General features: G+C 29.3%; 13 protein-coding genes and 1 riboswitch. Of the genes, 6 read left to right on the top strand and 7 right to left on the bottom strand.

The annotated features are described in order from the left end of the window. Positions 1 to 57 precede the first annotated feature (57 nt). Both HYG85_RS04445 and HYG85_RS04440 read left to right on the top strand, forming a co-directional pair. The gene (locus tag HYG85_RS04445) at positions 58 to 2847 is read left to right on the top strand and encodes a 3'-5' exonuclease (protein ID WP_212692456.1); all 2790 of its coding nucleotides are present in this window, start codon (positions 58 to 60) and stop codon (positions 2845 to 2847) included. Between the two features lie 316 nt (positions 2848 to 3163). Beyond that, positions 3164 to 4150 (top strand): M23 family metallopeptidase, encoded by a 987-nt coding sequence (locus HYG85_RS04440; RefSeq protein WP_212692455.1) that lies wholly within the window; start codon positions 3164 to 3166, stop codon positions 4148 to 4150. 68 nt (positions 4151 to 4218) lie between these two features. Here HYG85_RS04440 and HYG85_RS04435 read toward each other — a convergent pair whose 3' ends face one another. From HYG85_RS04435 to HYG85_RS04425, 3 genes are all read right to left on the bottom strand, one after another. Continuing rightward, complete coding sequence (locus tag HYG85_RS04435; RefSeq protein WP_212692454.1) at positions 4219 to 5394, bottom strand: hypothetical protein; 1176 nt, start codon at positions 5392 to 5394, stop codon at positions 4219 to 4221. Positions 5395 to 5537: 143 nt separating this feature from the next. Further along, positions 5538 to 6902, bottom strand: a complete 1365-nt coding sequence (locus HYG85_RS04430; RefSeq protein ID WP_212692453.1) for a ferrous iron transporter B — start codon at positions 6900 to 6902, stop codon at positions 5538 to 5540. Then, positions 6902 to 7147 carry a FeoA family protein gene (locus tag HYG85_RS04425; protein WP_244971277.1) on the bottom strand — a complete coding sequence of 82 codons (246 nt, stop codon included), beginning with the start codon at positions 7145 to 7147 and terminating at the stop codon, positions 6902 to 6904. Before HYG85_RS04425 ends, HYG85_RS04430 begins: the two co-directional genes overlap by 1 nt. A gap of 358 nt (positions 7148 to 7505) precedes the next feature. Here HYG85_RS04425 and HYG85_RS04420 point away from each other — a divergent pair, with 358 nt between their 5' ends. Continuing rightward, the gene (locus tag HYG85_RS04420; RefSeq protein WP_193774385.1) at positions 7506 to 7913 is read left to right on the top strand and encodes a metal-dependent transcriptional regulator; all 408 of its coding nucleotides are present in this window, start codon (positions 7506 to 7508) and stop codon (positions 7911 to 7913) included. Between the two features lie 38 nt (positions 7914 to 7951). On the opposite strand, the gene dapB is transcribed toward HYG85_RS04420, so the two are convergent. The 4 genes from dapB to HYG85_RS04400 all read right to left on the bottom strand — a co-directional run bounded on the left by dapB (position 7952) and on the right by HYG85_RS04400 (position 12964). Further along, on the bottom strand, positions 7952 to 8713 hold the full coding sequence (dapB, locus tag HYG85_RS04415) for a 4-hydroxy-tetrahydrodipicolinate reductase (protein WP_113671877.1): 762 nt from the start codon (positions 8711 to 8713) through the stop codon (positions 7952 to 7954). 111 nt (positions 8714 to 8824) lie between these two features. Then, on the bottom strand, positions 8825 to 9709 hold the full coding sequence (gene dapA, locus HYG85_RS04410) for a 4-hydroxy-tetrahydrodipicolinate synthase (RefSeq protein WP_212692451.1): 885 nt from the start codon (positions 9707 to 9709) through the stop codon (positions 8825 to 8827). A gap of 422 nt (positions 9710 to 10131) precedes the next feature. Then, a riboswitch (Lysine riboswitch) is annotated at positions 10132 to 10312 on the bottom strand. 114 nt (positions 10313 to 10426) lie between these two features. Beyond that, on the bottom strand, positions 10427 to 12319 hold the full coding sequence (htpG, locus tag HYG85_RS04405; protein WP_212692450.1) for a molecular chaperone HtpG: 1893 nt from the start codon (positions 12317 to 12319) through the stop codon (positions 10427 to 10429). Between the two features lie 156 nt (positions 12320 to 12475). Further along, entirely contained in the window at positions 12476 to 12964 is a 489-nt protein-coding gene (locus tag HYG85_RS04400) for a DUF5721 family protein (protein ID WP_212692449.1), read from the bottom strand. Positions 12965 to 13135: 171 nt separating this feature from the next. Here HYG85_RS04400 and HYG85_RS04395 point away from each other — a divergent pair, with 171 nt between their 5' ends. From HYG85_RS04395 to HYG85_RS04385, 3 genes are all read left to right on the top strand, one after another. Then, complete coding sequence (locus tag HYG85_RS04395; RefSeq protein ID WP_212692448.1) at positions 13136 to 13720, top strand: DNA-3-methyladenine glycosylase; 585 nt, start codon at positions 13136 to 13138, stop codon at positions 13718 to 13720. A gap of 43 nt (positions 13721 to 13763) precedes the next feature. Beyond that, positions 13764 to 15059 carry a M18 family aminopeptidase gene (locus HYG85_RS04390; protein WP_212692447.1) on the top strand — a complete coding sequence of 432 codons (1296 nt, stop codon included), beginning with the start codon at positions 13764 to 13766 and terminating at the stop codon, positions 15057 to 15059. Positions 15060 to 15351: 292 nt separating this feature from the next. Continuing rightward, the gene (locus HYG85_RS04385) at positions 15352 to 16191 is read left to right on the top strand and encodes a DegV family protein (protein ID WP_212692446.1); all 840 of its coding nucleotides are present in this window, start codon (positions 15352 to 15354) and stop codon (positions 16189 to 16191) included. Positions 16192 to 16193 lie beyond the last annotated feature (2 nt).

Genomic DNA, 16193 nt, shown 5'->3' with positions numbered 1-16193 from the left:
AAGTGAAGTAATGTATTAAAAGAATTAAGCAGCCAAACATGAAATGAGGTGGAGATTTTGGCTAAGATTATACCTCAATATATTACAACTAATATGACTCCAGGAGAAAAAGAGCTTCTAAATTTCTTGCATAAATTGCCAGATGATTATATAGTCTATTATACAATAAATGTAAATAATAAAGAACCCGATTTTATTGTTGTTGGTAAAAAAATAGGGGTAATGGTGATTGAAGTAAAAGACTGGGACCTTGATTATATTAGAAGATTTGATAAGAAATCAGTCAATTTAAAGAATAGAAGTAATGTAAAAAACCCATTAGTTCAAGCCCAAGAGTACAGCAATGAACTATTAAACATTATTAAAGATAAATATATATATGGTTATCCAGTTAATAAAGTAGTTTGTTTTTGTAATATTACTTATTCTGAATATATGGAATTTAAAGATAATAGAGGTACGAAAATATCTGACATATTAAAACCCGAAGATATTATTTTTAAAGATGAATTGCAATCACTTAAAAGTAATACAAGAAGACGAAGAGATAAACAGGGTAAATATCATATACCTGATGCAAATAATGATTACATAAAATTATTACAAGACAAATTTTATCATACATTTACAAGAGATATGACTGATAAAGATGTTAAAATTTTTAGTAGTGCCATTTATCCTCAATTTATTATAGATGATGATGAACCAATTTTTAAAGCATTAGAATGGGATCAAATACTTATGGCAAAAAGTATTCCCACTGAGCATGAACTTATAAGAGGTAATGCAGGAACAGGTAAATCAATAGTACTTCAAACAAAAGCATTATACATAGCAAGCCATAAGCCTAATGCAAAGATACTTTTAATTTACTTTAACTCATGTATAAAATCTCATATTTATGCTAAAACAAAAGAATTAAAATATAATAAACAAATAGAATTAAACTATTATGAGAGTTGGAAGGAAAAAAAAGGTCAATATGACTATATTTTAGTTGATGAAGGTCAAGATTTTGACAATGGTATGTTGAAGGAACTTAAAGACTCTCTTAAGAAAGATGGAATAATTGTTATTGCTTCTGATGGAGCACAAAATGTATATGGAAGACAACATAATCTAGATCCAGATGGGGAAGATATTGTTATTGATATCAAAAAAAAAGTTGATCTATTAACTAGAAATTATCGTACAACAGAAGAAATCTTTGTATTTGCATATACTTTCCTGAAAAATGAAAAATTAAAAGCACAATTATCTGAGAATAAATATAACAGTAATTATAGTACAAAGATAAAAGAACACTTTAGAAGTGGTGAAATGCCTATATTAAAGGAAGCCAAAGACGATGATGACGAATATAACATAATTAAGGATCATATAGAGTATTTATTAGTGAGAGGAGAACTAGCAAATAATATAGCTATTATTATTAATCAAAATGAAGATATTGAAAAGTATGTAAAAAGATTTCAAGAAGATAAATATTCAAAAGTTAAGTTATATAGCGATAAAAAAGACTGTAAACCTGAGGATAATGAAGCTTTTATATATACAAGGCATAGTGCAAAGGGTTTAGAATTTAAACACGTTATCTTGTGTGGTATAAAAGACGATAAAGCATCCACTTATCATAAGTCTACATTTGTAGCTATGACTAGAGCTAAATATAGTCTGATGATTATATATAAAGAAGAAGCAAAGAAATATGATAATGTAAAAGTTATTAAACAAGTTTATCAGGAACTCAGCCGTGAATATAATATTGAAAAGGATTCGAAAAATCGTTATAAGCTATATGGTGAACAGCTTTTAAATAAGATGAAGACAATAGTTGGGATTAGAAAAATAACAGCTAATATGGATAAATATACTGCTCCTGAAGCGTTAGAAATAATAGATAGGCTAATAGATAACTCATTTAATGATGTTAGCAATTTTCAAAATAAAATTATTGAGAAAACAAATTCCACTAAAAATCAGACAAGAGTTAAAAATCAGCATATCAGATCAAGTGAAATTGTAAAACCAAGTGGAGAATATGAACGAGATATACAAGTGCTTAAAAAGAAGATAGAAGATGAAAAGAAAAAGACAATTGAGAAAGATAGAAAACTTAAAACTATTCAAAAGCAATATAAGAATAAGGTAGATGACCTCGAAAAAGAGCTGATTAAAAAAGACTTTACTATTACAAATTTAGAAACAGCAGCAACAAAACAAGATAATGTGAAAATGTATAATGAAAATATTTCTTATTTAAAAGATGATAGTATTTCTAATACTAGCATATTTAAAAGAGGATTATTAAAGAAAATTGTATTTATTACTATTGGAATATTAATATTCTTATGTTATCGTGATCCTATAAATATATTTAGAGAAGGACATACTATCGGTATAAGTGATGATTCAGCAGTAAAAAACAATAAGAAAACTATTTACTTAAAATCAACAATGATACCAGGTAAAGATGGGAATGGAGCAAAAGTAATCCAAAGCTATATTAATATATATATTGATGATGTCAAAATAGATGAGCTTTCAGGTTTTCATCAGAGTGATTCGATGATAAGTATTGAAGAAAGCGATTCAAGTACAGAATTAGTATTTAATGGTGAAATAAAACAAAATAGTAATAGTAAAAAGAAAAACTATGAAAGCTATAGTTTATCAATAACTAAATCAGTTAAGATTGTTTATTCTAATACCTATAATTCTATTATGATTAATGACAATTCCTTTGAGATGCACCAGTTAAAAGAGTTAAAAAATTGTATCCAGGGTATGGATAAGTTGGAGATAGGAAAGAAGAATAATCAGATTATCATAGAGTATAACAATTAAAAATTTTAGAAACATGGCTGGTAACGTTAATTAATACGTTACTGGCTATTTTTATGAATAATACATTACCGTGGTAGTAAATATATAAAATTATTTAAAAATTTTAACAAAATAAAATTGCAATATGTCGTGGTAATGTCGTAAAAGTATATGCTAATATTATATCAAGCCAATAAACATAGGCTTTACGTACGTATTATAGATAATTTATAAAAATGTTTTAATTTAGCTTTAATCATATATATATTAAATTATCTCTATTATTAATGTACTCGCGATTACAGAATTAAATTAATTAATGAAAGGAAGTTTTAAAATGGCAACAGGAAAAGTAATAAGTAAAACAGCAGTATATTATGGTCCAAGTACCTCTTATCCTTCAGATAACAGTTATGCAGGACCAAATGATTCAGTAACTATTTTATGGTCGGAAGGATCATGGTATTATATTGAATATCCAGCTGGTTCAAAAAGAAAAAGAATGTATATTAGAAAAAGTGCGGTTTCTCAAGTGTCAGGAAGTGTTTCAACGTATTATGTAAATAAACAGACAAGATATTGTAATCATGGAACAGACACTTATTGTGGTCCATCAAGTAGTAGATATGTAAATGCTGGATCAATAAGCAAAGGAGAAAAAGTTTACTATTTGTATTCAAAAAAGGAAAATAACTATGCTCTTATTGAATATAATGTAAGTGGGGGTAAACGAAAACGTGCATGGGTTGATTCCATGAAGTTATGTATTTCACCAGTAGAAATAAAATTCTATGATTACCTATCTAATGGTTGGACACAAACTCTAGCATGGAATGGTGTATCTACACAAGGAAATTATGGGCATTTGGGTAATGATTTAGTGAAATCTACTAAAGATGTAAAAGCAATCTATGATGGTGATGTGGTATTTTCAGGGTATACAACATGGAATGGGAATGTTGTTCAACTCAAGCATACATTAAATAGTAAGGTATTTTATTCATTTTATGCTCATTTAGATTCTAGGTTAGTAAGTAGCGGAAGCGTATCTGCTGGGCAAAGTATTGGTGTTATGGGAGGAACTGGAAACAACGGTAAGGGATATCGAGCCCATTTGCATCTTGGTATATATTTAGCAAAAACAAATGGGGCAGATACTCCAGGATATAATAAAGATAGTAATGGTAATAAACAATATTTTGAGCATGGTGTAGTGTATAAAGATTTCACATCTTTAAGTGGTTTTTCAGCAAGATATTTTGATCCAGAAAAGGTTATTAATTCTGAGGGACAGTGTATCTTAAATAACTATAAAGAGTTCTAGATAAAAGTGTTAAGAGATAAACTCCTTAGTAAACTCAGATGATGTTACTAAGGAGTTTAAATGTTATATTAATACTTTACTCTGTATATATTACCAAAGTCACCTAAAACTTTTTTGGACATATATAAATGAAAGTGCTTATCGTAAAAATCTATATAGCCAATATTAAAACCATCAATTTGTTTTTCTTTGAGTATCATATTATTATCTATTGAAAGTATAGAGATAGAGTTACTATTAGCAATTGCTAAAGTTAAATATTTACCATCTGACCAACAATAATTTCCTGTAAATTCATAAACTATTTTATCATTGATGATATCTAGTAGCACGGATTTGTTTACATAGTTCTTTTCATCAAAATAATTTAAAATAAAGTATTTATTTAGAGGAGAACATGATTCTAATATATAATTATCTTTAAAAATATGTGTTTCTTTAGTAGAAAGGTTATATTTTACAATTCTATTATTTTTGCCAATGTCTGATGTATCAAAATATAAATGATCTTCGTAGTCCCAAAAAATTTGAAAAATACTTGCTCCATATGGGGTGCCAGTTTCCCAATTGTGTGCTTGTTGATAGATTAGGCTCCATTTTTTGTTTGATATATCATAGATATAAACTTCCTCTATATTATCTTTGCCAGATAAAACATATGCTATTTTAGTATTTAATGTATTTATTCTATAGTTATTAATCCACTGATCTTTTTTAAGTATACCTGTAAAGTCAATATGTTCAATAGAATTATTATTAATATTTAATATATCCGTTCCTGAAAGTAGTACTCTACTATTGTCAATCCAAATCACACTTGTTTTATTTTCTTTATGTGTAGAATTCATGTATTCTTCATCTGAAATGTAATTATCTAAACTATTTAAATATAATTTTGTTTTAACGTGTCCGTGGTCAATAATTTCATCTGGATAGAATACTTCAAGAATAAAGTTATTTTTATCTGGAGAAAAAAATTTATATTCTGCATGTGTATTTTCTTTAATCAATTGTATTTGAATATCATCTTTACAATTATCATTATTATTTACATCATTAGCTTGATTGTCATCAGATTCTAATATGTTTGTTTCTGGTAGTTGATTATTTTTTGCATCATCTGTTTTCTTATTTTCATTAGTAATGTTAGTATTTTCTTCCTGTATATTATTTACTTGCTTAGAGCAGGCAGAAAATACTAATAAACATATCAATATTATTAATATTAAATATTTATTCTTCATTTTTCACACAACTTTCTATATAGATTATATTTAATGTTATTATACACAATTAGTAATTAATTGTATAGAAAAAAATATCAACAAAGAACTATATAAAAACAAAGATGTTACCTTAATTGGTAGGCTTAATGCTATACTTAATGCTATAGATCATAAAAAATTATGAATAAATTTTTTTGCAGTTTTAGTATAACCATACACATGGTCAATGCCTGCTTACCATGAGCACAACATTTCTTAAAAAAATAATCCAAATTAAAAGCTATCCTAGGTAGATATCCCAGATCTTCCAATAGAGTAAACAACGGAAAAAATATAGCCATAGGGGGTAGCATAACAGATATTACCCAGCCTAGAGTTCTGAACAATCCCAAAACAAGTACGTCATGGAGCCAAGAAGGAGCATTAATCCAGTTGAAGAACTCTGTCAGTTTTAATTCTGCATTGCAAAACATGTTTGATAGCAATGATGAAGGATAGTTAGCACCTATAATTGTTATCCAGAATATGATTCCAAGTAGTAAAAGCATTATTGGAATTCCAAGTGCTTTGGAAGTAATGACTTTATCAATTTTCCTATCAAAATCTCTATGTTGCTTTTTATGTTCTGTTATCACCTTATCGGCTATTTTCTCAGCTTTTTCAATTATACTAGATACAATTTTCTCTCTAAGATTATTAATATTCATGTGATGAACTACTTCAAGATCTTCTTTAATGGTTTCTATCTTATCCATGATTTCATTATGAGTGGATAAATCAATATCAAGATATTTTACTATGGATTGTATTATTGAATTATCTCCATCTAGTAATCTTAACGAAGTCCATCTCATATCTAAAACATCATCTTTGAGTATAGGAGATATAAGAGGACATATTTCATCAACAGCATCAGTTATCTGCTTATTATAATTAATAGATATAGGGGATAGAGTTTCTTTTGTTCTAATCATACTATGTAAACTATCTTTTAATACATCAAGACCTATACCCCTTCTAGCGTTAGTAGGAACAACTGGAATTCCAAGTTCTTCAGATAATTTTCTACAATCTATATCAATACCTTTTCTCTTGGATTCATCAATTAGGTTAACACATAGAATAACATTACTTGTAATTTCAAGTATCTGGATTACTAGATTGAGATTCCTTTCTAGGCATGTGCTGTCTGCAACCACTACTACAGCATGAGGTTTACCAAAGCATATAAAATCTCTGGCTATTTCTTCTTCAACAGAGTTTGATAAAAGGGAGTACGTACCTGGTAGGTCTACGAGGATATATTTTTGTTCCTTATGAGTAAATGTACCTCTAGCATTAGTGACTGTTTTTCCCGGCCAATTTCCGGTATGCTGTTTTAGTCCTGTTAGGGAGTTGAAAACTGTACTTTTGCCTGTATTAGGATTACCTGCCAAAGCAATGACTATATCATCTGGAGATTGCAGGTCTACATTAAAACTATCTCTTAGAGTTTTTAGACCAGTGGATTGATTAGTAAGTCCCATTAAATAGACTCCTCCTTCTTAGGAATATATTCTACTATTATCTTAGATGCTTCTTCTAAGCGTAATGCTATAACTGACCCTCTAATTTCATATGCTACAGGGTCTCCACAAGGGCTTTTATACAAAGCTTTTATAAAAGTATCTTTTACTAATCCTAAATCAAGTAATCTTCTTCTAGTGATCCCATCAGCTTGTAATCTTAATAACTTACAATTTTTTCCTATCATAAGTTTATCAAGTGACATTATGTTACTATTTATACAAATCACCTCAATCATAATTTTTATAGGGATATATTTATTAATTTGAACATAACTTATAAAGTTAGCCGTAAGAAACTTTTTTAACTCATTTAGAATAATATATTTTAATAAAACCTGTTTGGTGCAAGTACAAAAAAATTTTTTGCAATAATAACTATAACTTAAATTAATCACTAAAAAATAATATTGGAGATTGGAATGTATATATTGAAGAGGAATAAATCTAGTAAAAAAATAATAAATTAGACTTAGGGAGGCGATAACCATCAATTTATCAGAGTTCTATACATTTAGAGGTTATGAGATACTCAATAGAGAAAATAATTATCTAACCCCCAGCATGGAAGATTATCTGGAAATGATATATAGAATATGTAAAGAAGAAAATTATGTAAGAATGAATCAACTTGCTAGTAATCTCAATGTAAGACCTTCGTCATCAACCAAAATTGTTCAGAAACTTAATTCAATAGGATTAGTTAATTATGAAAAATACGGATTAATAAATCTCACTGAAAAAGGGGAGAAGATAGGAGAATTTCTATATCACAGACATATGGTCATAGAAAAATTTCTTAATATTATTGGAGTTGAAGATAGCATATTGAAGGATACAGAATTAATGGAACATTATGTTAGACCAATGGTTCTTAAAAATATTGAACAGTTCATCAAGTTCCTGGATTCTAACCCTGGTATCCTACAAAAATATTATGAATACCTTAAAAATAATAATCAGCAGTTTTAAACATGGACGTTTAATCTGCTGACGTAATATTACTTTTTTTAATTACCTTCAATTACATTCTGCATATCATACATACCTTCAGATTTTTGGCTTAAGAACTTAGCAGCATTCACAGCTCCAACAGCAAAAATGTCTTTTGATAAGGCACTGTGATTAAGTTCTACTATTTCATCTTTTCCAGCAAAAATAATTGAATGCTCACCAACGATTGTACCACCTCTAACAGCATGTATACCTATTTCTTTTGAATCACGTTTAACTCTTTCCTTAGATCTATCATAAGTATAGGAATATTCATTATTGAGAGAAGCATTGATTGAATCAGCAATAGCTAATGCTGTACCACTAGGAGCATCAATCTTTTGATTGTGATGTTTCTCGATGATCTCAATATCAAAATTTGCTGAGGTAAGGGTTTGAGCAGCTTTCTTTACTAAGTTAAGTATCAAATTAACTCCAAGTGACATATTAGCTGATAAAAGGATAGCAATCTCTTTACTAGCTTCATTAACTAAATTGATTTGTTCATCATTCAGACCAGTTGTACATAAAACAACAGGTATTTTTCTAGACTTTGCATAGTCGATTAATGAAGGTACAGCTTTGGCTGTGGAGAAGTCGATTATAACATCTCCTTCAACATCTAGAGTGTTAATATCAGTAAAAACAGGGTAGGGGTTATCAATATGATCAGATATATCAATACCTGCTACTATAGAGGCATCATTATCTTCTTCTACTATTTTAGAAATTACCTGTCCCATTTTCCCATTACAACCATGCATTATAATTCTAGTCATTGTAAAACTCCTTTCATTTTAAAAGCTTTCCACGAAAAAAAGTAGTTTTTTCCATAGTATATAAATAACCACTGAATACTGAATCAAAATGTATTCAGTGGTTTTAATGATTTAGATAGTTATTCCTAATTTTTTAATTGCATTCTCAACTCGTAATCTATTAGCTGGTTCCATATCTGTTAATGGTAAGCGACATGGGCCAGATGGAAGACCTAAATAATTCATAGCAGCTTTTACTGGTATCGGATTGACTTCACAGAAAAGTGATTTAATCAATTCATGTAATTTAAGTTGTAGATCAAGACTTCCTTTTACATCCCCAGTTAAAAACTTGGCTACTATGTCATGAGTTTCTTTTGGTAGAATGTTTGCTACTACGGAGATAACACCTTTACCACCTAGAGAGAGTAGAGGTACTATCTGATCATCATTACCAGAATATAGATCAAGATTACCTTCGCATCTAGCAACTAATTCAGTAATATGACCTATGTTTCCACTAGCTTCCTTTATAGCAACGATATTATCTACTTTTGATAATTCTACTGCAGTATCAACATCAATGTTAAGACCTGTTCTTGATGGTACATTATATAATACAACAGGGATATCAACGCTGTTGGCAATAGAAGAAAAGTGTCTAATCAATCCTTTTTGAGTAGTTTTATTATAATAAGGAGTCACTTGCAATAGACCGTCAGCACCAAGCTTTTCAGCTCTCTTAGATAATTCAATACCATGCTTAGTGTCATTGCTTCCAGTTCCAGCTATGACAGGTACTCTTTTATTAGTCCTGTCTATTGCCACTTTTATACATTCAAGATGTTCCTCATCATTAAGTGTTGATGATTCACCAGTTGTACCACAGATAACAATACAATCAGTTTTATTTTCTATTTGAAAATCAATTAATTTTTCTAACCCTTCAAAGTTAACACTCATATCATCGTTAAATGGTGTTACTATCGCTACACCAGATCCTGTAAAAATAGACATATAACAACCTCCTAAGATTTTATATACAAAATTATTTACCTACATCTATAAACTTTACATTTTATTATTACTTACTATTTTCCTTGAAATCTTTTACGTGACATAGTCACTCATGTTTATCTTATAGAAAAGTCCTATTTCTAAAGCATATGAAATGCTCAAAATAGCTTTTTATTCTACTTTAGTATATCTGTTTTTCACCAAAACATCAATATAAGGTAAGCAAATATTTACGATTTCATGTGGAAATTTATTTTTATGATTATCAGACCTCCTATTTCTATTACTTACTTAATATATTATATTGCTATTAACTAAAATAATTGAAATTTTTGTTTAATATTTCAGTAATTAGTGGAGGATAAGATTTAAATAAAAAACAGTCGGCGTTATGTGCCGACTGTGAAATAATCAAATAAAATGTCACAAGTAGCACCCCATATATAATAATATATATGACAGTTATATAGCTATTGACTATATACCCAGACAGAAAATAAAACAGGTATTTTCTTCTTCGGCACCTTACCCTTTCAATAATTATCACTTTTGCCTGAACAAATCAAATTACTTACTAATGTAAAATGCTCCTCTACCATACTAAACTATTAAATTTTGTATTATAATATCACTAATGTAGATATTTGTCAAATATTATCTACTCAAAATTTCCCACTTAATAATTAAAGGTGGGAAATTTGAGCTGTCTATTAAAGATTAGATTAATTTTTGAAGTATCTTATTACTTCTTTCAATGAATTTAGTCATTGCTTCAGGGGATAACTGCTTATGACTTATCATAGCTAAATCATAAATTTGATTACAGAATATATCAGTATTCTCGTTATCCTTATTATCAATGATATATTTAACTAACTTGTTTTTCTTGTTAAGTAGAAGACTTTCATTACTTGGCATAGCTGCGCTGTCCATTCCAAACATACCGTACATTTTGCTCATATCCTGCATTCTACGAGATTCTTCAGGTAATATTATCATAGCTGATATATCTTCTGATTTTAGATTCTCCATAGTTACAGTAAGATTTTCATTAGCAAGAGCTTTTCTGAATACAGTTTGAACTTCTTCACTAAGTTTTTTGTTGTCTTCTTCACTTGTACTGTCTTCATCTTTTAGACTATCAGTAAGGTCAGCATCTATTCTAGCGAATTTTATATTGTTTTCACTTTCCTTCATCTCAATATGTGAAATATAAGGTTGGTCAATAGTTGTATTCATTATGACAGCTTCCATACCATTATCTTTGAACATCTTGATGTATTGAGATTGAAGAGTTTCATCTGTTACATAATAAACTTTATTTTCATGTTTTTCTTTATTTCTATCTAAATACTCTTCAAGAGTTACATAATCGCCAGTTGTTGTTTTATATAAGATGATTCCCTTTGTTTTATCAAAGAACTTATCGTCTTTTAAGCATCCGAATTTAATGAATGGATGAATATCATCCCAGAATTTTTCATAGGATTCTTTTTCTTTCTTATATAATGAATTAAGTTTGTCAGCAACTTTTTTGGTGATGTAGTTAGAAATTTTCTTAACGAATCCATCATTTTGTAAGAAACTTCTTGATACATTAAGTGGAAGGTCAGGACAATCTAAAACACCTTTTAACAATAATAAGAATTCAGGAATAACCTCTTTGATATTATCAGCAACAAAAACTTGGTTATTATATAATTTGATTTGTCCTTCCATTGTATCAAATTGATTTCCAAGTTTAGGGAAATAGAGGATTCCTTTTAAGTTGAATGGATAGTCCATATTAAGGTGAATCCAGAATAAAGGTTCTTTGAAGTCCATAAAAATCTTTCTATAGAATTCTTTATACTCTTCATCAGTACACTCATTAGGTTTCTTCAAGTATAGAGGTGTAGTATCATTTAATGGTTTTGGTGCTTCTGGTTCTTTAACTTCACCATTTTCCTCTTCATTCTCTACTTTAGGTTCTTCCTTATTAGGATTGATAAGATAGATTTCTATAGGCATTAGAGAACAATATTTTTGGATAGTGCTTTTGACTGTCCATTCATTCAAGAAGTCTTTTCCATCTTCACCAATGCTTAATGTAATTTTGGTTCCTCTTTCAGTTCTATCACTATCGCTCATTTCGTATTCATTACCACCGTCACTTACCCAGCGTACAGCTTTTGCTCCTTCTTTATAAGAAAGAGTATCTATTGTAACTTTTTCTGCTACCATGAATGCAGAATAGAAACCAAGTCCAAAATGACCTATAATCTGATCTTCATTAGCCTTATCCTTATATTTATTAAGAAAATCTTCAGCACCAGAGAAAGCAATCTGGTTAATATATTGTTTAACCTCTTCATCAGTCATACCGATACCATTATCTATAAAAGTTAAAGTTTTCTCTTTGTCATCAACGATAACTTCAATCTTGAACTCATTATCTTCTGGTAGAGAAGTCTCTCCCATTGCATCCAATTTCTTTAATTTAGTTATAGCATCACACCCATTGGAAATAAGCTCTCTTACAAATATATCATGGTCAGAATATAACCATTTCTTAATTATTGGAAAAATATTTTCACTATGGATGGATAAATTCCCTTTTTCAGTACTCATTCTTAACTCCTCCTAACGTTTTTCATATGTGTTATTAAAACTTATATAAAATATAATAAATGTATTTTCAATAGATGTCAAGACAAAATTAGCACTCGTCTAAGAAGAGTGCTAACAAAAAGAAGCTTTAATGTTGTAAACTGTGTATTTTAGCCTTTAAACAGCTATACCATGTTTTTTGAAAAATGTTTTTACAGAGTTATCCCAATAATTTTCTAAGGTTTTATCTAAGGTGAATATGTTCATGGAGCTTCCAGTAGTACACTTTAGAACGTTATCTTCAAATAAGATATTGATGAATAATCCATTTACATTATCAGCTTTAATACTTAATTCATGTTTCTTAACCATGCTTTCTATTTTATCATGGGGTAGGGCAAAGACAATCTTCAGATATGAAGGGGTCTTATTTCCTTTTATCATATAAAAAGCAATATCCTTTATCTCTGACCATTTGACCAGTTTTCTATCTCCAAGTATCTCTATTTCATCTGACGATAGGTATTTTTTATTTAAATCACAGGATATATTAAACTTAGTAAAAGTATTAAGTTCTACACTTGATACTTCAAATTCATCAAACATATTTTCTCTTAATAGATTATTCATAAAAAGTTTTATATCAATTACGTTAAAAGATACCATTTAGCACCATTCCTTCCAAATTACCTATCTATATTATACTCTTAAAGTATATCATACAAAATAGAGGTAGAACTTTCAATACTTTTATTGTAATATTATTAAGTAAGTAGTATACCAATCAAAACACAGCATATTTTTAAAAACATGTATAGAAAGTAGAGTTGTTCACATATGAATAAGTTAAGTAGAGATTTCTATGAAAGAGATACTTTGATAGTTGCAAAAGAATTATTAGGTAAACATCTAGTATATAATGATAGCAATGAAGAGGTTGTAGTAAAAATAACTGAGGTTGAAGCATACAAAGGAATTGACGATAAAGCTTGTCACACTTATGGAGGGAGAAGAACGCCTAGAACCGAAGTGATGTGGGGTGAAGCTGGACATGCGTATATTTATATCATATATGGGATGTATTATTGCCTTAATGTAGTTACAGAAAATATTGATAATCCATGTGCTGTATTGATTAGAGGAGTAGAACCAGTTAAAAACATTACTAAAATGTCTTACAATAGATATAATAAAGCATATGAAGAGCTTAACAGTTATCAAAAGAAAAACTTTTCTAATGGACCTGGTAAGCTGTGCAAAGCCTTGGCACTTGATCGTACTCATAATGGGATGGATTTGCTTTCTGACAATTTATATATATGTGATAACAAAGAAAAAATCCTAGATATAAAAAAATCAAAACGAATCAATATTGATTATGCAGAAGAAGCAGCTGATTACTTATGGAGATTTTATATATAAGTATTTAAGTTGAATTAATCATAAAAAGAAAGGAAAAAGAATAATGAGAACAAGTATGAGTTATGCAAAAGATTTAATGACATTTATTAAAAACAGTCCTTCCCCATATCATGGAGTTATAGAGGGGAAGAAATTACTAGATAGAGCAGGATTCACAGAACTAAAAATGAAAGATGAGTGGCAGATGCAAAGAGGTGGAAAATATTATATTATCCCTTACTCATCAACAATAATAGCTTTTACAGTAGGAGAATTAGTTGATGATATGGGATACAAAATAATATTATCCCATACTGATAGTCCAAGTTTCAAGATAAAACCTATCTCTGAAATCAAAACAGAAAATTATATTACACTTAATACAGAAGTCTATGGAGGACCTATATATTATACATGGTTGGACAGACCTTTATCATTAGCAGGTAAGGTAGCATTGAAATCAGATAATCTCATGAAACCAACAATAAAATATATGGATTTCAAGAAATCTGTACTGACAATACCAAGTTTAGCGATTCATATGAATAGAGATGTCAATGAAGGTGTCAAGTTCAATCCTCAAAAAGATACTTTACCGCTAATTGGACAGATTAATGATGTACTGGAAAAAGATAATTACCTAGTATCACATATCGCAAAAGAACTTGATGTGGAAGTAGATGATATATTGGATTTTGAACTATTCCTTTACTTAATAGGCGAGGGGAATATTATTGGTATTAATGATGAATTTGCTCAATCTTCTAGATTGGATAATCTAGCTATGGTATACTCTAGTCTTTCAGCAATTGCAAGTACAGAAAATGAAAGCGGTATTAATATAGCTGCTTGTTTCGATAATGAAGAAATAGGAAGCAGAACTAAGCAAGGTGCAGATTCAGTTATGTTTGCTAACATATTAGACAGGATATCCTTGGGACTAAGTAGAACGAAAACAAAACACTATAGAATGTTAGATGAATCATTCATGATATCAGCAGATGCTGCCCATGCATTACATCCTAATGCTGTAGAGAAAAATGACCCAACTAACAAACCATTGATTAATGAAGGTATCGTCATAAAACTAAGTGCAAAACAAAGTTATGCTACTGATTGTGAATCAACTGGCGTAATACAGCAGTTATGTGACAATATAAATATTCCTTACCAAAAATACGTTAATAATTCAACTATACCAGGAGGAAAAACATTAGGACCTATTACTACATCTTATGTACCTATAAAAACAGTGGACGTAGGAGTACCTATGCTTGCAATGCATTCAGTCAATGAATTAGTTGGTGTAAAGGATTTATTGGATATGGATAAACTATTTAGTAAGTTCTATAGTTTATAGACATTAAAATATTGATATATTAAATAGAACTAAGTAATTGCTATAGAATCAGCATTTATTTAGTTCTATTTAGCTTATAGAATCCAGGGAAATATATTGAATTTATTGAATGGGCATTTAAATGTTGAAGTGTAATTTATATACATGGTATAAAATGTGAAGTTTTACGTAAAATAATTTATATCAATTAACTAAAAAGCTAAAAGAGCCTTTTAATATTTTTACATTTATGGTAATATTAAGTAGTATTAATAACTACATTGTGCAGTATAGATGTTGAGGAGGCTATTCATTGAATTTTAAAATCGTAGTAGACAGCAGTTGTGATTTAACTAAAGAGATGAAACAAGATATGAACGTAGAGATAACCCCACTTACCATAGAGCTAGAGGGTACAAGATACAGGGATGATGATTCATTTGATGTTGAGGAATTTGTTGCTCAAATGAATGCAAGTGCTAATGTGCCTAAAACTGCATGTCCTTCACCGGCGGACTATATTGATAGATTTGCGGGAGAAGAAGAAAACGTATTCGTTATAACATTATCAAGTAAATTGAGTGGAAGTTATAACAGTGCTGAAATTGCAAAAGACATTTATCTTAGTGAAAATGATAATAAGAATATACATGTTTTCGACTCACTTAGTGCATCAGCGGGTGAAGTACTATTAACATTGAAGATTGACTATCTTGCAAAGCTGGGAAAAACTTATTCACAAATAGTAGAGAGTATAGGTAACTATATCAAAGAAATGAAGACACTATTTGTACTGAATAAACTGGATAATCTTGTAAAAACAGGAAGAATGAGTCTAGTAAAAGCTGCTATAGCTAATGTACTTAATATAAAACCTGTATTAGCTTCTAATGGCAAAGGTGAAATAATTATGATAAACAAAGGTAGAGGTATTAACAAAGCTATCAGCAAAATGGTTGCAGCAATAGGTGAGACTAAAGTCAATCTAGAAGATAAGTTGTTGGTTATAGCACATTGTAATTGTTTCAAAAGGGCTAATACAATAAAAGATAAGGTTAATGATATGTATAATTTTAAGGATATATTTATTGTAGAAATGAAAGGGCTTTCTTCTACTTATGCTAATGATGGAGGAATAGTTATAGCTTTTTAAAT

Origin of the sequence: Vallitalea guaymasensis (assembly GCF_018141425.1) — a bacterium.
GTDB lineage: Bacteria > Bacillota > Clostridia > Lachnospirales > Vallitaleaceae > Vallitalea > Vallitalea guaymasensis.
This window is presented reverse-complemented; position numbering and strand designations above follow the sequence as displayed.

What these genes read in the sequence shown, in the direction of transcription:
- HYG85_RS04435 (WP_212692454.1), bottom strand. Translation starts at nt 5,394, where the DNA reads ATGAAGAATAAATATTTAATATTAATAATATTGATATGTTTATTAGTA.
- HYG85_RS04390 (WP_212692447.1), top strand. Translation starts at nt 13,764, where the DNA reads ATGAGAACAAGTATGAGTTATGCAAAAGATTTAATGACATTTATTAAA.
- HYG85_RS04395 (WP_212692448.1), top strand. Translation starts at nt 13,136, where the DNA reads ATGAATAAGTTAAGTAGAGATTTCTATGAAAGAGATACTTTGATAGTT.
- dapB (WP_113671877.1), bottom strand. Translation starts at nt 8,713, where the DNA reads ATGACTAGAATTATAATGCATGGTTGTAATGGGAAAATGGGACAGGTA.
- HYG85_RS04420 (WP_193774385.1), top strand. Translation starts at nt 7,506, where the DNA reads ATGGAAGATTATCTGGAAATGATATATAGAATATGTAAAGAAGAAAAT.
- HYG85_RS04430 (WP_212692453.1), bottom strand. Translation starts at nt 6,902, where the DNA reads ATGGGACTTACTAATCAATCCACTGGTCTAAAAACTCTAAGAGATAGT.
- htpG (WP_212692450.1), bottom strand. Translation starts at nt 12,319, where the DNA reads ATGAGTACTGAAAAAGGGAATTTATCCATCCATAGTGAAAATATTTTT.
- HYG85_RS04425 (WP_244971277.1), bottom strand. Translation starts at nt 7,147, where the DNA reads ATGTCACTTGATAAACTTATGATAGGAAAAAATTGTAAGTTATTAAGA.
- dapA (WP_212692451.1), bottom strand. Translation starts at nt 9,709, where the DNA reads ATGTCTATTTTTACAGGATCTGGTGTAGCGATAGTAACACCATTTAAC.
- HYG85_RS04440 (WP_212692455.1), top strand. Translation starts at nt 3,164, where the DNA reads ATGGCAACAGGAAAAGTAATAAGTAAAACAGCAGTATATTATGGTCCA.
- HYG85_RS04400 (WP_212692449.1), bottom strand. Translation starts at nt 12,964, where the DNA reads ATGGTATCTTTTAACGTAATTGATATAAAACTTTTTATGAATAATCTA.